This is a genomic window from Bacillus nitratireducens (genome assembly GCF_036320425.1).
Lineage (GTDB): Bacteria > Bacillota > Bacilli > Bacillales > Bacillaceae_G > Bacillus_A > Bacillus_A nitratireducens.
The window spans coordinates 700,412-719,276 of record NZ_JAUMJO010000001.1; the positions used below are offsets into that span (position 1 = coordinate 700,412).

Annotated in this window: 21 protein-coding genes; 1 reads left to right on the top strand and 20 read right to left on the bottom strand. The window is 36.8% G+C overall.

Annotated elements, in window-relative coordinates; translation table 11 throughout:
* Nucleotides 1-85: 85 nt before the first annotated feature.
* The 19 genes from aroA to Q3V31_RS03765 form a co-directional block, all read right to left on the bottom strand.
* Entirely contained in the window at nucleotides 86-1,360 is a 1,275-nt protein-coding gene (aroA, locus tag Q3V31_RS03675) for a 3-phosphoshikimate 1-carboxyvinyltransferase (protein WP_016129025.1), read from the bottom strand.
* Between the two features lie 157 nt (nucleotides 1,361-1,517).
* A complete protein-coding gene (gene hisC, locus Q3V31_RS03680; protein WP_001264004.1) occupies nucleotides 1,518-2,630 on the bottom strand; it encodes a histidinol-phosphate transaminase in 1,113 nt (370 codons plus the stop codon).
* Nucleotides 2,631-2,747: 117 nt separating this feature from the next.
* Entirely contained in the window at nucleotides 2,748-3,833 is a 1,086-nt protein-coding gene (aroB, locus tag Q3V31_RS03685) for a 3-dehydroquinate synthase (RefSeq protein WP_000427691.1), read from the bottom strand.
* A complete protein-coding gene (gene aroC, locus Q3V31_RS03690; protein ID WP_001269394.1) occupies nucleotides 3,833-5,005 on the bottom strand; it encodes a chorismate synthase in 1,173 nt (390 codons plus the stop codon). The genes aroB and aroC overlap by 1 nt, the downstream gene beginning before the upstream one ends.
* A gap of 302 nt (nucleotides 5,006-5,307) precedes the next feature.
* A complete protein-coding gene (gene ndk, locus Q3V31_RS03695) occupies nucleotides 5,308-5,754 on the bottom strand; it encodes a nucleoside-diphosphate kinase (protein WP_000415879.1) in 447 nt (148 codons plus the stop codon).
* A 124-nt stretch (nucleotides 5,755-5,878) separates the two neighbouring features.
* Nucleotides 5,879-6,841: a heptaprenyl diphosphate synthase component II gene (gene hepT / locus Q3V31_RS03700; RefSeq protein ID WP_000776069.1), complete on the bottom strand. Its 963-nt coding sequence runs from the start codon at nucleotides 6,839-6,841 to the stop codon at nucleotides 5,879-5,881.
* Nucleotides 6,842-6,872: 31 nt separating this feature from the next.
* The gene (locus tag Q3V31_RS03705; RefSeq protein ID WP_001187676.1) at nucleotides 6,873-7,586 is read right to left on the bottom strand and encodes a demethylmenaquinone methyltransferase; all 714 of its coding nucleotides are present in this window, start codon (nucleotides 7,584-7,586) and stop codon (nucleotides 6,873-6,875) included.
* A gap of 29 nt (nucleotides 7,587-7,615) precedes the next feature.
* On the bottom strand, nucleotides 7,616-8,368 hold the full coding sequence (locus tag Q3V31_RS03710; RefSeq protein ID WP_000332838.1) for a heptaprenyl diphosphate synthase component 1: 753 nt from the start codon (nucleotides 8,366-8,368) through the stop codon (nucleotides 7,616-7,618).
* Between the two features lie 271 nt (nucleotides 8,369-8,639).
* A complete protein-coding gene (gene folE, locus Q3V31_RS03715) occupies nucleotides 8,640-9,209 on the bottom strand; it encodes a GTP cyclohydrolase I FolE (protein ID WP_001151482.1) in 570 nt (189 codons plus the stop codon).
* Nucleotides 9,210-9,330: 121 nt separating this feature from the next.
* The gene (locus Q3V31_RS03720; protein ID WP_001043860.1) at nucleotides 9,331-9,603 is read right to left on the bottom strand and encodes an HU family DNA-binding protein; all 273 of its coding nucleotides are present in this window, start codon (nucleotides 9,601-9,603) and stop codon (nucleotides 9,331-9,333) included.
* Between the two features lie 297 nt (nucleotides 9,604-9,900).
* Complete coding sequence (spoIVA, locus tag Q3V31_RS03725; RefSeq protein ID WP_000416521.1) at nucleotides 9,901-11,379, bottom strand: stage IV sporulation protein A; 1,479 nt, start codon at nucleotides 11,377-11,379, stop codon at nucleotides 9,901-9,903.
* 243 nt (nucleotides 11,380-11,622) lie between these two features.
* Entirely contained in the window at nucleotides 11,623-12,336 is a 714-nt protein-coding gene (locus Q3V31_RS03730; RefSeq protein WP_000719826.1) for a hypothetical protein, read from the bottom strand.
* Nucleotides 12,337-12,401: 65 nt separating this feature from the next.
* The gene (locus Q3V31_RS03735; protein ID WP_001289003.1) at nucleotides 12,402-12,605 is read right to left on the bottom strand and encodes a DUF2768 domain-containing protein; all 204 of its coding nucleotides are present in this window, start codon (nucleotides 12,603-12,605) and stop codon (nucleotides 12,402-12,404) included.
* A 227-nt stretch (nucleotides 12,606-12,832) separates the two neighbouring features.
* Nucleotides 12,833-13,084: a stage VI sporulation protein F gene (locus Q3V31_RS03740; protein ID WP_000369757.1), complete on the bottom strand. Its 252-nt coding sequence runs from the start codon at nucleotides 13,082-13,084 to the stop codon at nucleotides 12,833-12,835.
* Nucleotides 13,085-13,197: 113 nt separating this feature from the next.
* Nucleotides 13,198-14,220 carry an NAD(P)H-dependent glycerol-3-phosphate dehydrogenase gene (locus Q3V31_RS03745; protein ID WP_000161767.1) on the bottom strand — a complete coding sequence of 341 codons (1,023 nt, stop codon included), beginning with the start codon at nucleotides 14,218-14,220 and terminating at the stop codon, nucleotides 13,198-13,200.
* A gap of 18 nt (nucleotides 14,221-14,238) precedes the next feature.
* Nucleotides 14,239-15,549 carry a ribosome biogenesis GTPase Der gene (gene der, locus Q3V31_RS03750; RefSeq protein WP_001125886.1) on the bottom strand — a complete coding sequence of 437 codons (1,311 nt, stop codon included), beginning with the start codon at nucleotides 15,547-15,549 and terminating at the stop codon, nucleotides 14,239-14,241.
* A 124-nt stretch (nucleotides 15,550-15,673) separates the two neighbouring features.
* Nucleotides 15,674-15,859, bottom strand: coding sequence for a capping complex subunit for YIEGIA (locus Q3V31_RS03755; protein WP_000979049.1), 186 nt, complete (start codon nucleotides 15,857-15,859; stop codon nucleotides 15,674-15,676).
* Nucleotides 15,856-16,749, bottom strand: a complete 894-nt coding sequence (locus tag Q3V31_RS03760; RefSeq protein WP_000141600.1) for a YIEGIA family protein — start codon at nucleotides 16,747-16,749, stop codon at nucleotides 15,856-15,858. Before Q3V31_RS03760 ends, Q3V31_RS03755 begins: the two co-directional genes overlap by 4 nt.
* Complete coding sequence (locus Q3V31_RS03765) at nucleotides 16,742-17,353, bottom strand: YphA family membrane protein (RefSeq protein ID WP_000349106.1); 612 nt, start codon at nucleotides 17,351-17,353, stop codon at nucleotides 16,742-16,744. Before Q3V31_RS03765 ends, Q3V31_RS03760 begins: the two co-directional genes overlap by 8 nt.
* Nucleotides 17,354-17,471: 118 nt before the next feature.
* Here Q3V31_RS03765 and Q3V31_RS03770 point away from each other — a divergent pair, with 118 nt between their 5' ends.
* Nucleotides 17,472-17,606: a YpzI family protein gene (locus Q3V31_RS03770; RefSeq protein ID WP_000513901.1), complete on the top strand. Its 135-nt coding sequence runs from the start codon at nucleotides 17,472-17,474 to the stop codon at nucleotides 17,604-17,606.
* 203 nt (nucleotides 17,607-17,809) lie between these two features.
* Here Q3V31_RS03770 and Q3V31_RS03775 read toward each other — a convergent pair whose 3' ends face one another.
* Nucleotides 17,810-18,859, bottom strand: a complete 1,050-nt coding sequence (locus Q3V31_RS03775; RefSeq protein WP_000251052.1) for a type 2 isopentenyl-diphosphate Delta-isomerase — start codon at nucleotides 18,857-18,859, stop codon at nucleotides 17,810-17,812.
* Between the last annotated feature and the right edge of the window lie 6 nt (nucleotides 18,860-18,865).

Below are 18,865 nucleotides of genomic sequence, written 5' to 3' on the forward strand. Positions count from 1 at the left end.
ATATTTCTCTTCTGTTCATTTATCATAAGCAACTAAATGTAAGAACGCAACCTTTTGGATGAACTGTCTCTTCCTATGCTTTCTCTTATAGCGCAGCTAATTGTTCAAAAAAGTTCGGATACGATACAGCGACCGCATCACTATTCTCTATTTTCACTTCTCCATCTATAATACAAGATGCGATTGCTAGCATCATCCCAATACGATGATCGCCGTGACTATTAACGGTATTTCCTTTTAAATTTTGTTTACCGTATATAATCATACCATCTGGTGTAGCTTCAATTTTCGCACCTAATTTTCCTAACTCATCCACAACAGTATCGATACGATTTGTTTCTTTTACTTTTAACTCCTCAGCGTCTTTGATAACGGTAATTCCCTCTGCCTGTGTTGCCAATAAAGCAATTACAGGAATTTCATCAATTAATCTCGGAATAAGCGATCCGCCAATCTCTATTCCTTTTAGTTTCGATGTTTCAATCGTAATATCCCCGCACGGTTCAAACTCTTCATTTCTCATATTATCGATAGAAATAAGTGCACCCATCTTTGTTAAAACATCTAAAATCCCTGTTCGCGTTGGATTTAAACCGACATTTTCCAATACAAGCTTACTATTTTGAACAATTGCACCAGCTACTAAGAAAAATGCAGCTGAAGAAACATCCCCTGGAACTTCTATGTCTGCTCCTTTCAGTTGTTGACCACCTTGTAATGACACGGTACGTTCATTAACATCTACTGTACACCCAAATGCACGTAACATCCTTTCTGTATGATCACGAGACTGCATAGGCTCTGTTACTGTAGTTACACCTTCTCCTTGCAAACCTGCAAGTAAAACTGCTGATTTCACTTGTGCACTTGCTACTGGTGAATGATAATGCATACCTTTCACCTTTCCACCACGAATAGATAAAGGTGTATATTGTCCATTTTCTCTACCGTCGATTTGAGCGTTCATCATACTAAGCGGTTCTGTAACACGTTTCATAGGACGATTTCCAATTGATGTATCACCGATTATCGTACTATGGAACGGCGTATTAGCTAAAATCCCAAGCATAAGACGAATAGTCGTCCCTGAATTCCCCACATCTAATACTTCTTTCGGTTCTTGTAAATTATGTAATCCTTTACCGTAAATCTTGACATCGTTACCACTCTGTTCAATCTTGACACCTAGTTTTTGAAAACATGCAATTGTACTTAAACAATCTTCTCCTAATAAAAAATTTGATACCTTCGTCGTCCCTTCTGCTATCGCCCCAAACATAACAGAGCGATGCGAAATAGATTTATCTCCTGGAACAACAATTTTCCCATTCAAACTATTTTTTCGTCCTACTAGTTTCAAACTGTATCCTCCTCACATTTTAAATAAGTTATATGTACAATAGTTCTTCTTATACGTCTACTTCTATTGTAACGTTTTCTTTCTTGAACGTGCAAACAACTCCCCTTATTGCAGCTCAAATGAAAAAGACTCCTGTAATAGGAGCCTTCACTATTTCTTAAGAATACGTTTCTTCTTTCTTCACTTGTTCTTTTACAAGTTCCGTAAGCAATTCAATAATCTCATCATTTTCTTCTTTTAATCCAACAGTAATACGAATACCATCATGCATACCAAACGCTGCACCAGAGCGAACGATATATCCTTTTTTCATTAATCGTTCGAAAGCTTCATTACCAGGTATACCGAGTTTCAAGAAAATGAAATTCGTTTGGGATGGATAATAGAACACATTATATTCCTTACAAAATGCATAATATTGATTTAATCCTTCGGTATTTTTCTTCACACAATCTTGTAAAAACTGTTGATCCTCTATTGCCGCTAATGCTACCGCTTGAGCGATAGTTGATGTGTTAAATGGCAGTCTCGCTACCTCTAGCTGCCCTATAAGCTTTGCATCCCCAATCGCATATCCAATACGAAAAGCAGCTAAACCATACGCTTTTGAGAATGTGCGTAGCACCATAAGATTTTCGTATTTTTCAAGAAGAGGCAATGTTTGCGGATAATCTTCTGCCCCAGCGTATTCATAATATGCTTCGTCCATAATAACGAGCGCTGACTTTGGAACTGATTCTAAAAATGAAAGTAATTTTTGCTTTTCTACATATGTACCTGTCGGGTTATTCGGATTACAAATCCATACAATCTTCGTTTTCTCATCTACTTGCTGTAACATTGCATCTAAATTGTGAATACCATTTTCAAGTGGTACTTCCCGAACTTCCGCTCCTTCAATAACAGCATGGTGATGGTATTGCGAGAACGTAGGATTTGCCATTACAACATTTGTTCCTTCATGTAGTAATGCACGGCTAATCATTTGAATGACCTCATCTAATCCACTACCAAATAGCAGTTGTTCCGCTTTTACACCTAAATGCTCTGCTACTTTCTCCCGAAGCTCAAAAGCCCCTCCGTCCGGGTAAAGTGCATATTGATTGGCTAACGAAGTTAATGCTTCTGTCACACGCGCAGAGCAGCCAAATGGATTTTCATTCGACGCTAACTTCACAATTTTTGACAACCCATATTCTCTTTTTACTTCTTCAATATTTTTCCCAGGTACATATGCTCTCAAAGTTAACAATTGCTCTTTTACTCTCACTTTTCTTCCCCCAGTCATTGATATGATTTATAATTCCTTACTGTCACCTTTAATCATAACCGTCACCATTACGAGAATACCTCTATATATGCATTTCATACCTGTTCTACAACTTTTCTAGACCATATCCTTTTGAAATGCTTCTAACGCAATATGAACAGTCTCATCTGAAATAGATACGACATTCACTACCCCATATTCCTGCATAAGTACCATATGAATTGTTCCTGCATTCGCTTTCTTATCTTGTTTCATCAGTTGAACGAGGCGTTCTACATTCAAATCACTTGGCATTTTCGGATAGCCGTATTTCAAGAACCACTGCTTCATCTCTTCATAAGCAAGATCAACCTTGTACACTTGCTCACTTAAAAATAAGGCAAATAACATCCCAACCGCTACTCCGTCACCGTGAGTAATATTTCCATATCCTAACTCTTTTTCAAGAGCATGTCCTAACGTATGCCCAAAATTCAAATGGGCCCGTACACCTTTTTCTGTTTCGTCTTGCGACACAATGTTCGCTTTTACAGGAATCGCCTTCGTTAATATGTGAATTAATTTTTCATCACGAATATCCGTTAATGTTTGCACTTCTTCTTTTAACCAATGATATAGCTTTACATCACCAATAAGAGCATGCTTTATCACTTCTGCATAACCTGATCTCCACTCTTTTTCAGGAAGTGAATGTAAAAATGGCGTATGATATACAACAGCTTCTGGCTGATGAAATGCACCAATCATATTTTTTCCTAGTGGATGATTAATTGCTACTTTCCCGCCTACCGCGCTATCGTGAGCTAATAAAGTCGTTGGAACTTGGACAAAGCGAATACCACGCATAAACGACGCAGCAACAAAGCCAGCCAAATCCCCAATCATTCCGCCTCCAAGTGCGATAATCAAAGAATTTCTATCTAATTTATTTTCAAGAGCCGAAGTGTGAGCCGCATAAAAATTTTCAAAAGACTTCTCTTTTTCACCACTCGGTACAACAAACGAAAACACGTCCTGCTCTACTTGTAATGCATCAACAACTGTCTGTAAATGTAGTGATGAAACAGCTTCATCAGAAATGATCATTATGTTAGATACAGCAGGATTCATCTTTTGAATAAGCGTTGTTAAATGTGACAACGCTTCTTTTCCAACATGTACATCATATTCTTTTGATTTCGTTTGAATATGTATGTTCTCCATTAAAATCCCCTCGCATATTCATTATGTTTCTCAATATTTTCACGTATAAGATCGATACGATCTAATCCAAATTGTTCAATTAAAGCCGTCGCGAGCTCCCAAGCGACAACAGCTTCAGCCACAACGCTAGCTGCTGGTACTGCACAACTATCTGAACGTTCAATACTCGCTGTAAAAGGTTCTTTCGTATCAATATCAATACTTTGAAGCGGTTTATATAATGTCGGTATCGGTTTCATCACACCACGCACAATAACCGGCATACCAGTTGTCATACCACCTTCTACTCCACCTGCATTGTTCGTCTTTCTTCTGTACCCTTGCACTTCATCCCAAAGGATTTCATCATGCACTTCACTTCCAGGTCTATGCGCGGCTTCAAAACCAATTCCAATTTCAACACCTTTAAAAGCGTTAATACTCATAATTGCCGCTGCTAATTTTGCATCTAATTTTCTATCATAATGTACATAGCTACCTACTCCAATTGGCATGCCTTCTACAACTACTTCAACAATACCGCCGATAGAATCACCATTTGCCTTCGCATCATCAATTGCTTGCATCATCTTTTTACCTGCTTCTTCATCTAAACAACGTACAGGAGATGCTTCTGTAGTACTTTGTAATTCCGCAATAGAGTTATACGTAATATTTTCTGCCTGTACACCACCAATTTCGATAACATGTCCCGCTACTTGTATACCTAATTCTGCTAATATCCTTTTTGCAACTGCACCAGCTGCAACACGAACTGTCGTTTCACGTGCTGAAGAACGCTCTAATACATTTCTCATATCTCTATGACCATATTTAATCGCACCATTTAAATCTGCGTGTCCAGGTCTAGGTTTCGTAACTTGCCTTTTCATTTCTTTCTCTTCCTGCTCAGTTAACGGCTCTGCGCCCATAACCTTTGTCCAATGGGTGAAATCACGATTTTCAACAACAAGTGCAATTGGGGATCCCATCGTCTTCCCATGCCTAACACCACTTACAATTTGCACTTGGTCTTTCTCAATTTGCATGCGTCTACCGCGTCCATATCCTTTTTGTCTTCTAGCTAATTCTTCATTTATATCATTCGCTACTAAAGATAATCCTGCCGGAACACCTTCTAAAATTGTCGTAAGTTGCGGACCGTGGGATTCACCAGCTGTAATATATCGCATACGTTATTCCTCTTTTCGCATATGTATTTATCCCGCTACATAAAGTAGCAATGGTATCTTTCATCATTCTATAAGAAAACATTGAAATTATATAGTAAATCGACTACTTGCTTTATCCTACTTGTAATCATTCTATCATTTTCATAACGTTATACCTTTTACTTTACATACCAATATATCATAACAGTCCTAACTTCGTAACAAATCAAAATAAAAAAAGTGCAAGAAGAATACCCCTATTCTTCTTGCACTTTTTACTATTATCACAGTTATTAAAGCGTTTACAAATTATTTTAAAATAATTAGTAAATCCATTGATTCATTAATTTTGAGTAGTCTACTAATTCTTCTTCCTTAAAGAAAATAGCAATCTCGCGCTCTGCACTTTCTAAAGAATCCGAACCGTGGATAATGTTTTTCGCAACAGTTACACCGAAATCTCCACGAATTGTTCCAGGAGCAGCTTCATGTGGTCGTGTTTTACCCATCATATTACGTGCTGTATCTACTACACCTTCACCTTGCCATACCATTGCGAATACAGGGCCAGATGTAATAAAGTCTACTAATTCACCAAAGAAAGGTCTTTCTTTATGCTCACCGTAGTGTTGTTCAGCAATTTCAGGAGTCACTTGCATTAATTTTGCACCAACTAATTGAAAGCCCTTTTTCTCAAAACGAGCTACAATTTCCCCAATGAAGGCACGTTGTACACCGTCTGGTTTTACCATTAGAAATGTTTTTTCCATAAAAAATCTCTCCACTTCTGAATTATGTATGTAATTGTATATCCCCACACACATATTAACACCCTTATCACAATTGTGCAATAGTTTTGAAATAGAGAGATTATTTTATTTTTTAGAAAAAACACTAAAATTTTCGTTTTCCAATATACTTTGCGACATTTTGCAAAGCATACTTCGCCTGTCCACGCGGGAGTGGTTTTATTATTTCTAATGCTTTATGTAAATAACGTTCACTAAACGAAAATGCTTTATCAATAGCTTCGCTCGCTTTAATATCATCAATAATTTCTTTCATTTCACTTGCTGCTGTATTTTCATTCACAGAAATAATTTTCTCACGAAGAACTGGATCTTCCATGGCATACAAAGCAGGTAATGTAATGTTACCTTGTAGTAAATCACCACCAGCAGGCTTTCCGAGCTTCTCTTCTGTCGATACGAAATCTAAAATATCATCAATAATTTGATAAGACATACCAACAAAATATCCATACCAAAATAGACGATTTACAGTATCACGATTAGCACCAGCAGCAATCGCTCCTAACTGACAACTCGCAGCGATTAATAATGCTGTTTTTCGTTTTATCCTTCTTAAATACGTTCTTAAATTTTGATCATAGTTATACTTATCTTTAATTTGTTCGATTTCACCTTTACAAACTTCTAAAATTGTATGAGATAGTGCCTGATGTGCATCTGGAATTTCTATATTTGTTATACATTCAAGAGACTTCGCAAACAAGTAGTCTCCTGTATACATTGCAATACGATCTCCCCATTTCGCATTCACTGTTGCGCTACCGCGTCGTAAAAACGCAGCATCAATGACATCATCGTGAACAAGAGAAGCCATATGAATAAGTTCTAATGCAACCGCAACATGCTTAATTGCATCTAACTTATAATCACCAAATTTCCCTGCAAGTAAAACAAAAACAGGGCGAATCCGCTTCCCACCTGCTTCAATAAGCTGTAATGCCGCTTCTTCTACTAACGGCTGCTCAGAAGCAACTGTCTTCTTCAATTCTTTTTCTATAACATTAATATCCGATCGTAAAAAAGAGTACATAAGTTGTAACTTCATATTGTTCACCTTAACCTAAAACGTCTTTTTTCTATTTTGATTCTGGTTTAAAACCTAAATGCATAGCTGCTACACCAAAAGTAAATGGTTTCACTTGCACATTCTTAAGCCCAGCTTCTTCAAACATACTCGCTAACTCTTTCATCCCTGGGAATGTACTAGCGGATTCCTGAAGCCATGAATATTCTTTATAACTTTTTGCAAACATCTTTCCAAATAACGGCATGATATATTTAAAGTATAAGACATACCCTTGACGAAAACCAATCATTGTTGGTTGAGATGTTTCTAAGCAAATCACTTTTCCACCAGGCTTTACTACACGCGTCATTTCTTTTAATACTTGCATGTAATCCGGAACGTTACGTAGCCCAAAACCAATCGTTACATAATCAAACGTATTATCTTCAAAAGGAAGTTCCATTGCATTTCCATGCATAAGTTCTACTTGCTTTAATTCTAAAGCTTCTACCTTTTGTTTACCGACAGCTAGCATATTTTCGCTAAAGTCTAAACCGTAAACCTTTCCATTTTCCCCTACAGCTCCTGCTAACGCAATTGTCCAATCAGCTGTTCCGCAGCAAACATCGAGTGCCTTACTCCCAGGTTTCACATCCATAATTTTCATCGTTTCTTTGCGCCATACCTTATGCCTTTGAAAACTAATTACAGAATTCATCACATCGTATTTATCAGAAATTTTCTCAAATACGTCATGTACTCTTTCTTCTTTTGATTGTTGCATGCTCGTACCTTCTTCCAATGTAAAGTTGCTTATGTCCTTGATTTATCTCTTAACATAGAAATTATTTCATTAACTTCTGTATGATTCTCTAAAAATTTTTCTTCCTGCTTTTTCATTTCCATAAGCCATTCATTAATAACTGTTTCCAGATTTTTATCATCATCCAATGAGATTTTTTGAACCGCTTGAAAAACAGGTGAATTTTGTTTATCAGCATACAATTGACACTCTTTTTGAAGACGATTTTTTCCTAATACATAAGTTATATATGGTTTCCAATTGGATAAATGAAAATGATCACATGTTTTTTGCAACAGCGCAGATTCAATTATTACTACACTTTCCATTATGTCTTGAATCGTCACATGGGCTTTTTGATATAGCATAATTTTATGCTCATTAATCTCCTTAATTCCTTCAGCAAGTGCGCGAATTAAGATAATATCACAATTCATTGACAATAAGTAATAGTATAGACCACTATAATAATCGCCTGCAAGCACTGTCAATTGACGACGCTTATGGAATCCACTCGTCTCTTCGTTTGCTTTATTTGATACTTTTTCATGTGTATCAAGAGCAATTTGTACAAGCATAATCGTTACTACATAATGATCAATTTGTTCTTTATGTATATTTGCATCCTTTAATGCACCGTATAACAGCGCTATTTTTTCTTCATCAATAAATGGTTCTTCAATATAGTTTATAAAATAAGGATGGCGTAATTTCTCCATCAATTTCTCTTTAATACCCGCATACCCTCCGTAGATGTCACACACAAAAAATCACCCTTGTTTTCTAATTCATAAAATTTATTATAACACATACATTCTATTTTCTATAACCAAAACTTGGCTACTTCTGCCAAACTGTCACCGAATGCAGCCTCCACCTTCATTCATACGAATCATCTTCATCACTAACAACTACAAACATTCATTTCCACAAAAGGCAGAAATAGTTTTCAACCTTTATATTCTTGCTCTTTCATACTAAAAATATATCATTTTTTTGCATATAAAAAAAAGAAAAGCAGTTTCCCGCTTTTCTTTACTTCGTCTTAATAAACGATAAAATTTCACTACGTGCTGCTGCATCATTTTCTAACACGCCGCGCACTGCAGTCGTTACTGTTTTTGCACCAGGCTTTTTCACACCACGCATCGTCATACACATATGCTCTGCTTCTACTACTACCATTACACCATGCGGCTCTAGTACTTCCATAATAGAGTTAGCTACTGTTGATGTAATACGTTCTTGTAGTTGTGGACGACGCGCAATTGTGTCTACAGTACGAGCTAATTTACTTAGTCCCGTTACTTTTCCACCTTGCGGAATATATGCAACGTGAGCAACTCCATAAAAAGGAACAAGATGATGCTCACACATCGAATAGAATGGTATATCTTTTACTAGTACAAGCTCTTCGTGATCTTCTCCGAATACTTTGTGTAAATGCTCTTTTGGATCCTCATGCATCCCTGAGAATACTTCTGCGTACATTTTCGCAACACGTTTCGGTGTATCAAGTACTCCCTCGCGATTTGGGTCGTCTCCGATTGCCTCTAAAATAAGACGTACTGCGTGTTCAATTTGTTCTAAATTAACTTTTGCCATCCGCTAGCCCTCCCGAAAAACCTAAAAGTGATACGAACACATTCTAGCATATTTATGTTTTTAAAAGCAAAAAGAAGAGTTTCCAAAAAGGAAACTCTTCTTCCCTGTTAATATGTAAGGATTATTTAACCGCATCTTTTAACGCTTTACCAGGTTTGAATGCAGGTACTTTACTTGCAGCGATTTCAATCTCCTCACCTGTTTGTGGGTTACGACCTTTACGAGCCGCACGCTCACGAACTTCGAAGTTACCGAATCCGATTAGTTGTACTTTATCACCTTGTTTTAAAGCTTCTAAGATAGAATCAAAAACAGCGTCCACTGCTTTTGTTGCGTCCTTTTTAGAAAGGGAACTCGCTTCTGCAACAGCATTGATTAAATCTGTCTTGTTCATGCCATTCACCTCCTCCCAAAGATAAGACTGTATAATGATCATAAAATGAGTCTTACTTTCATTTGTAGGCAATTTTTACAAATTCTATACTACAAAGATGTAGATAAATCATTATCAACGCCTATATTATACGATTCTCCTTTATAATTCAATATTTTTAAGGAAATTGTTACTCTTAAAATGTGAAAATCTGATGAAACTTGACAATTTACAACAAAATATTAGATAATGACTGTTTATTTTACTATTACATACTCCAAAATAAAAAAATCCCTCTACAATTAGAGGGATTTTTTCTTATAATATAATCGCAATCAATCCGCCAGATCCTTCATTAATAATTCTTTCTAGCGTTTCTTTTAATTTATAACGAGCGTTTTCTGGCATTAGAGATAACTTCGCTTGAATTCCTTCTCTAACAATAGAACTAAGAGAACGCCCAAATATATCAGAATTCCAAATTGATAGCGGGTCATCTTCAAAATCTTGCATCAAGTAACGAACTAGTTCTTCACTTTGTTTTTCAGTACCGATAATTGGTTCAAATGTTGATTCTACATCCACTTTAATCATATGAATAGACGGCGCAACCGCTTTTAATTTAACACCGAACCTTGAACCGTGACGAATAATTTCCGGTTCATCTAAGCTCATATCAGCTAATGCAGGCGCTGCTACTCCATATCCGGTTTGTTTTACCATACGCAGGGCATCCGCCACTTGGTCATACTCTGTTTTCGCATGAGATAAATCGAGCATAAGCTTTAATAAATGATCTTTCCCTCGAATCTCTACTCCTACTACTTCTTTTAAAATTTGATCATACAATTCATCTGGCGCATATAAATCAATCTCTGCCACACCTTGCCCCATATCGATGCCAGCTAGACTTGCTCGATCAATAAATTCATATTGACTAAACTGCCAAACGACACGGTCCACATCACGAAGACGTTTTATATCCTTTACAGTCTCTTGAACCGCTTCCTGATAACTTTGGCGTAACCAATGCCCTTCATTTAGCACCATCACCCAGCTCGGAAGGTTTACATTCACTTCTAAAACCGGGAACTCGAATAACGCTTCTCGAAGTACGTTATACACATCTGTTTCTCTTAAACTCTCTACACTCATCGCAATTACTGGGATATCATATTCTTCTGATAAACTTTGACGTAACTGCTCCGTATCTGGATGATATGGCTGTACAGTGTTGATAATCATAATGAAAGGCTTTCCTACTTCTTTTAACTCATTTACAACGCGTTCTTCTGCCTCTATATAATCTCTTCTTGGAATTTCACCAATCGTTCCATCTGTTGTAATAACGACACCAATTGTTGAATGTTCTTGAATTACTTTACGTGTTCCGATTTCTGCAGCTTCATGGAATGGAATAGGCTCTTCATACCAAGGAGTATTAATCATACGCGGACCATTCTCATCTTCATAGCCTTTTGCTCCTGGAACCGTATATCCAACACAATCTACTAATCGAATATTCACTTCAAGACCTTCATCTACTTCGATAGAAACCGCTTGGTTTGGAACAAACTTCGGTTCCGTCGTCATGATTGTACGACCAGCAGCACTTTGAGGCAGTTCATCCTGCGCTCTTTGACGGTCTGACTCATTTTCAATATTGGGAATAACAACAAGTTCCATAAATTTTTTTATAAATGTTGATTTCCCTGTTCGAACAGCTCCTACAACTCCAAAATAAATATCACCGCCTGTGCGTTCCGCAATATCTTTAAAAATATCTACCTTTTCCAAGTGATTCCCTCCCTCAATATTTTTGGGAATAATTCCGCGTTTATAGTCAACTAATACCTTCTCTAACGTTGCCTATAATATCTGATATAATATAATGGTATTCAAGAAGTTCGGACAATATATCATATAATTTTGTCCAATTTCATATGACTATTTAAAAAACACCTTTTGTTTGCATCGCAAGTTGTATAACATAAAAAACCTTTCTTCTAGAACTTATTCACTAAAAGAAAGGTTCATGACTTATGATTTTAAAAAAATTGGTTCGCCATTTTCCACTGTGTAAGGCAAAGAATATGCAGGGACAAACGGGGAATCTTTTAATAGTATATTCCGGATATCTTCCCCTTCTTTAAATTGCCCTTCATTTTTTTTCAACGTTTCATATAAATCAATTCTATAATCAACAAATAATTCTCCTTTTTCATTGATTACAAGAGGGAGACTTTTTCCAGAGTACGGACTTGTCACTTGAGGTACCTCTTTATACCCTAGTTTTTTGAAATCTAATTCATAAACACCATCTGTAATCACTTTTTTAAAAGGTGGATATTGATGTTCATCACGATACATCCTTAACTTTAATGCCACTTCTTGAATTTGTTCCGCCATCCTAACATCAATTAACTTTACTGTCGGATTTGTTTCAACATCTATTAATACATATTGATACACTCCCCCACTTTCATAGGCATTCCCTGGTGCCTCTTGTATGTATCTCGGAGCAATTTTTTGAAAATCAATTGGATATTTTTGATAAATCGGCGTACTCATATCACGCGTCTTAATTGGCAATAAACCATTCGTTTGTTCCTTATATGTAGTAATAGCTTTTTGAACAACTTGTAACTGATCTTCATAAGGAATAGCGTTTTGTTTCATATTTTCTCTCGGATACATACACCCTGTCAAAATGCTTATGCAACAAAATATTAAAATAATATGGATTTTTTTCACTGGTAATCACCTTTTCCTGCTAGTATGGACTGTTCCTTTTGTAACATTTACAGACTACACATCCTCTACTGCTCAATAGGACCACTAAATACAACAAGGAAAATAATAATTCCAGATACAATCATGAGGGTGTAGGCTACTAAAGCTGTAATCCCTTTCAAAATTTTATTCTTCATTTTATGCCTACTTAATAAAATAAAACTTACTGCAAGAAACATAAATCCAATTGCCCCTAAAGCAAACCACATTTTCATAAGCCCTTCCGACATATATACACCCCTTTACTTTTAATCTATTTTTATACTATTTTAACAAATTAAAATCTTTAAACAAATAAAATTCATCATTTTGCCGTGAATTGACGAAATTTATTTAAAATAATAAAACCGAAGCACGAAATGATGCGCTTCGGTTGACCAAATATGCCCTTACCAGCTCTATTCCCATTCTTTCATGACTATCATATGCATTCTCTAAACTCTTTGTTTCTCATAATTTATTTTTTAAACATTTTACTTAACGAACCAAAATCCGCTGGCATATTATTGTTAATGATAGCTTTTACAATTTGATCCTCTTGCTCTTTCGGCACTTCACGTCCTGCCATTAGAGCAACTTGATGAATCAATTGACGAAGCACTTGCTCATCACGCAAGTTCGCATTTTGTACAGATGATGCTAGTTTAAAAATATCTTCTTTATTCACTTTCGCTTCTTTTTCAATGTTACTAAAAATGTTGTTATCCATTTTTTTCACCCTCTCCTCAAGTTACTCTTCATCCTATGCAAAAATGAAAAATTGGTGAAAAAACCCAGAAAATAAAAAACGGTAGAAGTACAAAATGTACTTCTACCGTTTTTTTATAACAAATCAGGTATCGCCTCAACCTCATGTTTTCGAACACGTCCCATTAATGAGCCTACTGCATCTTTCACATTATTCCCATTAAATAGCACGTCATATAAAGCAGCTGTAATAGGCATTTCAACTTCCATTTTCTCTGCCAATTCATGAGCAGCTTTCGTTGTTCTTACACCTTCTACAACCATACCCATGCTTTCTAACACTTCTTCTAAAGAGTGCCCTTTTCCAAGCATATTTCCAGCGCGCCAATTTCGGCTATGAACACTTGTACAAGTTACAATTAAGTCTCCCATACCAGTTAGACCAGCAAACGTTAACGGATTCCCACCCATTTTTCTTCCTAAACGAGCAATTTCCGTTAAACCACGTGTCATTAATGCCGCTTTTGCATTATCACCTAGCCCTAGACCATCCGTTATCCCAGCAGCTAATGCGATAATATTTTTTAACGCACCACCAAGCTCAACTCCAACGATATCTGGGTTTGTATATACACGGAAATAGCTATTCATAAACAGATCCTGTACTTCCTCAGCCGCTTCCATACGTTTGGCTGCAGACGTAACAGTCGTCGCTTGGCGCAAACCTACTTCTTCAGCATGACTCGGTCCAGACAGTACAACAACATCTTTAATCAAGTTCTCTGGAATTTCTTCCTCAATCACTTCCGAAATACGTTTTGACGTACCTGGTTCGATTCCTTTACTTGCATGAATCCAAGTAATTGGTTCCGTAATAATCCCCTTCATCTCTTGCAATACGTCACGATACGCTTTCGTCGGTACTACTAGCAGGACTGTATTTACATCTACTAACGCTTCTTCTAAAGAAGAGTAGGCTGCGATTGTGCTTGGCAATGTAATCCCTGGAAGATATTTACTGTTCTCATGTTTCGTATTAATTTCATTCATGAGTTCAGGACGATTTCCCCAAATACGTACATCATGTCCATTGTCAGCTAATACCATCGCTAACGCTGTTCCCCAGCTACCTGCTCCTACTACTGTGATTTTTGTCATAAAATCACATCCTCTCCATTAGTCTCTTGCTCTAGCGATAATGTGAATCGGCGTTCCTACAAAACCGAACGCTTCACGTAAACGATTCTTTAAGAAGCGCTCATATGAAAAGTGCATTAATTCTGTATCATTTACAAATATAACAAATGTTGGTGGTTTTACCGCAACCTGTGTCGCATAGAAGATTTTCAGACGGCTACCATTATGAGTCGGTGTTGGATTCATCGCTACCGCATCCATAATTACATCGTTTAATACGTTCGTTTGTACACGGATGCTATGGCTTTCATTTACCTCATTGATAACCGGTAATAACGTTTGTGTACGTTTTTTCGTTTTCGCAGATAAGAATACAATCGGTGCATAATCCAAGAATTGGAAATGAGCACGGATGTTTTCTTCAAATGCTTTCATTGTTTTTTCATCTTTTTTCACTGCATCCCATTTGTTTACAACGATAATAACAGCTCGTCCTGAATCATGGGCATATCCAGCGATTTTTTTATCTTGCTCAATAATTCCTTCTTCTCCGTCTAAAACAACTAAAACAACGTCAGAACGTTCAATCGCTCTAAGTGCACGAAGTACACTATACTTTTCTGTACTTTCGTATACTTTTCCTTTTTTACGCATACCAGCTGTATCGATGATTACATAATCTTGATCATCTTTACTATATGGTGTATCGACAGCATCACGCGTCGTTCCTGCTATATTACTTACAATTACACGTTCTTGACCAAGAAGTGCATTTACAAGTGATGATTTCCCAACGTTTGGACGTCCAATTAAAGAGAAACGGATTGTTTCATCGTCATACGCTTCTTCTTCAATCTTTGGAAAATGATTTGCAGCTTCATCTAGCAAATCACCAAGTCCTAAACCGTGTGTACCTGAAATCGGGAATGGCTCGCCAAATCCTAATGCATAAAAATCATAAATATCACTACGCATTTCTGGATTATCAACCTTATTTACCGCAAGTACAATTGGTTTTTTAGAACGATATAAAATTTTAGCAACTTCTTCATCCGCTGCAGTTACACCATCGCGACCATTCGTCATAAAAATGATAACATCTGCTTCATCAATCGCTACTTCCGCCTGTTGACGAATTTGTGTCAAGAACGGCTCGTCTCCAATATCAATTCCACCTGTATCTATAATGTTAAACTCATGATTTAACCATTCTCCCGCACTATAAATACGGTCTCGCGTTATTCCTGGTATATCTTCTACGATTGAAACTCTTTCTCCAACAATCCTATTAAAAATAGTAGATTTCCCTACGTTCGGGCGGCCTACTATTGCTATTACTGGTTTCGGCATATACTTTCATCCTTTCAACTTGCTTCTGTTTATTATGTAAAAAACCCTTCTTTGTGCAAGAAGGGATTTGCATTCCAGAATAATTCTCAACGTATCAAAACACCTCATATTATACCACACGTTGCTAATGTTTCACAATAATATATACATTCTCTTGTAAGCGATGCGCAATACCATCTAAAATCGCCTCTAAATTATTTGCAACAAATTCTAGTTCTTCTGTCGATTCACAAGTAAACAAAGGAGCACCACCTGCAAATTTCTCCGGTTTTGTTGTAATAACCGCGAGAATAACACTTTCTAACATCATCTCTTATCTCCCCTTCCTTTCGGAGCTTCTGATGACATATGAACAGCACTCTCTAATGTTGGTACATTTCCAATTACCCCTATCGCTTTTTCTACATCTTGATCTTGCGGCAGAACAAAAATTCCAACTCTCCCATCCTCTAAATCACGCTTCGCTAACGGTACAAGTGCCGGCGTTCCAGAATCTCTATATATTCCTAAAGCAACAGAAACATCATGTAAAATAGCTTGACGTTGTCCTAAGTTCGAGATTGTAACCATCGCATCTATCGATTTCGGTTTTAAAATAAATCCCATTCCATATTTCATAATTTCTTCTTGCCTTACTGGTAATCCAATATTCATAATGTAAATATTATCAATATAAAGTCCCGCCCCTTCAAAACGAAGTGGAACGTGCTCAATTTCTACAAGATCATGAAGCCTTTTACCCGACATTAATTTTCTCGCAATGAAAAAACTTACCATACCAGTAATTACCCCAGCAATCCATGAATGGAATCCTATATACGCAAACGTTGTTACAAACGACGTTAACATCGCCAAATAGTTACGACTTTCAAAGACTAATGCAATCCCTTCAATGTATGTATTACCACGTGGTACGAGCTCATATCCATCTAATTGTTGAAGCGTATTTCTTTCCATATTACGCACATCACGAAATTGCGTCGCCGCTAACGTAAGAAATGTAATTGCAGAAAAATCTTTTTTCAAAATAGACGGAATCGCAATTGCCCCTAAGGCAGCCGCAATTAACCCCATCGCAATATGAATAATTTTCCCGTGAAGCCTCGTCGGATATTGCCTCGTATCGGTACGAAGCATTAACACCCTAGTTACCGTCCCGGCAATTACGCCACATAAAATGGCTGGTGTATATTCAGTCATGTATTACCCTCGCCCTTCTTTTACGCGTTTTCCTCTTAAATTGTTCCATATATACTGATACTTTTGTAATCCATAGTAAAATCGCCATAAATAAAGTAGAAACAGCAACGACATCAAAAAAGGCTAAACTGCCATATTCATAAGGAAAATGTAATTTATGAAAAATAAGAGTCACCAACAATTCTCCTTGTAACATCCCTATATACAAGGTGCACAATCTTAATATGCGATCCCCGTACAATAAAATTGATGCATACACAAGCGCACCACTTAGCAGCAACAACCTATCAACCACAATCCAAATCGGATCATATACTTCTAACAAATGAAAACTTGTATATAACATTGCAATAATAAGCGCCGAAAGTAAGGTGTATAATTTTTTCCAAATAGAGTATAGTGTGATACCTACAAAAGAAAGAATACAAAGCAAAAGGGCATTTACCGATACAGTAAAAGAAGCAATCGTCACATTTAACGGGGAACAAATAATAAAAATTAATATACAAGCACTTATCTTCCAACGAATAGGTTCTTTTTTCATAAAAAAGGTCACGACAATCCACCCTATCCAAGCCACAAAATAAAAAGTACTCCCATCCATCATTTCACCTCCTATGTTTTCCATTATGGGAACTTTTTATGAAAGTTAATCCTACCTTTTCTTTGTGCATAGTTTTTCTCATAACAGCAAAACTTTTAATAAGGAGGTGGAACTCACAATGGGTAAAGATCGCCAAGAACGAAAGCTAAGAGAATCACGCCGCGTTGAATCTGATCGCGACCAATCACTTCAATATCCTGGTGCAACTAGTCTTGATACACCGGAGCAAGCTCGAAAGCAAAATCAGCACTAAAAATAAAAAAGACGGTTTCAACATTGTATGAAACCGTCTTTTTTCGTAATTTTTTTAATAAATTCTATTCATAATATAATTCTTTTGTTTTCGTATTAATATCTCAATCACAAGATATTCTCTTTTTTCATTCGTAGAATTATATAGCGCAATATCTCACTTCTTCATTTTATAAAAAAAAACCAACCACACGGTTGATTTTTTTATCTCCTACTATAATGCGTAGTATCAATACCACGCTGCATTAACCAATGATACGTTTCGCCTTTTACAACAAGAGGTACAGATTGTAACTCTTCTATCGTCTTCGCGCCAAGAGCTGTCATAATAAATTTTAAATCTGTATGTAAAAGATCGATTTCATCCATTAACTTCTCGACACCATCTTGCATTAAAACACGTAAAAAGTACCCAGCAAACGCAGTTGTATTCGCCCCTAATGCGATTGCCTTTGCCACGTCAAGCGCTGTTTGTATACCCCCAGATGCAATAAAAGAGAGGTTATTATTTGTAGAGGTTGCTTCAATAATCGAGGTAGCTGTTTGTATGCCCCAGTTATTAAAATAAGAAAGCATTCGCTGTCTTCTTTCATTTTCAACGGCAGCAAAATTCGTACCACCTTGTCCACCAATATCAATTGCTGTTATACCTATACTCGCTAACTGCTGTACTGTTTCCTTACTCATTCCAAATCCCACTTCTTTTACAATGACAGGAACTTTACTTTTTAACACAATTTGTTCAATTCGCCGAAGTACACCCGTAAAATCACGGTCTCCTTCTGGCATCGTTAACTCTTGTATGACATTCAAATGAATTTGCAGTGCATTCGCTTCAATCATATCAACGGCACGCTCCGCCTGTTCGACAGTTGCCTCACTCCCCAAATTAGCAAAGAAAATGCCATTTGGGTTTACCTTTCTGACGATTTTATACGAAGCCGCCTCACTTTCATTTTTTAAGGCTGCCATTTGCGAACCTACAGCCATAGCAAGGTTATGATGTTTCGCTACATATGCTAATTGCTCATTAATATGTAATGTTTGCTCTCCTCCACCACCAGTCATCGCATTGATAAAAATCGGCGAACTTAGTGAAAGTTCGCCGATTTTTGTTTCACATGTTATAGTGTCATAACTTGAATTTGGCAAGCTTTGATGCACAAAATCAATATCATGAAAGCCATGCGTACGAGACTGACCAGTAGAAAGAGCATATTCAATATGATCTAATTTACGTTTTGCCCTTACCACTTGTAC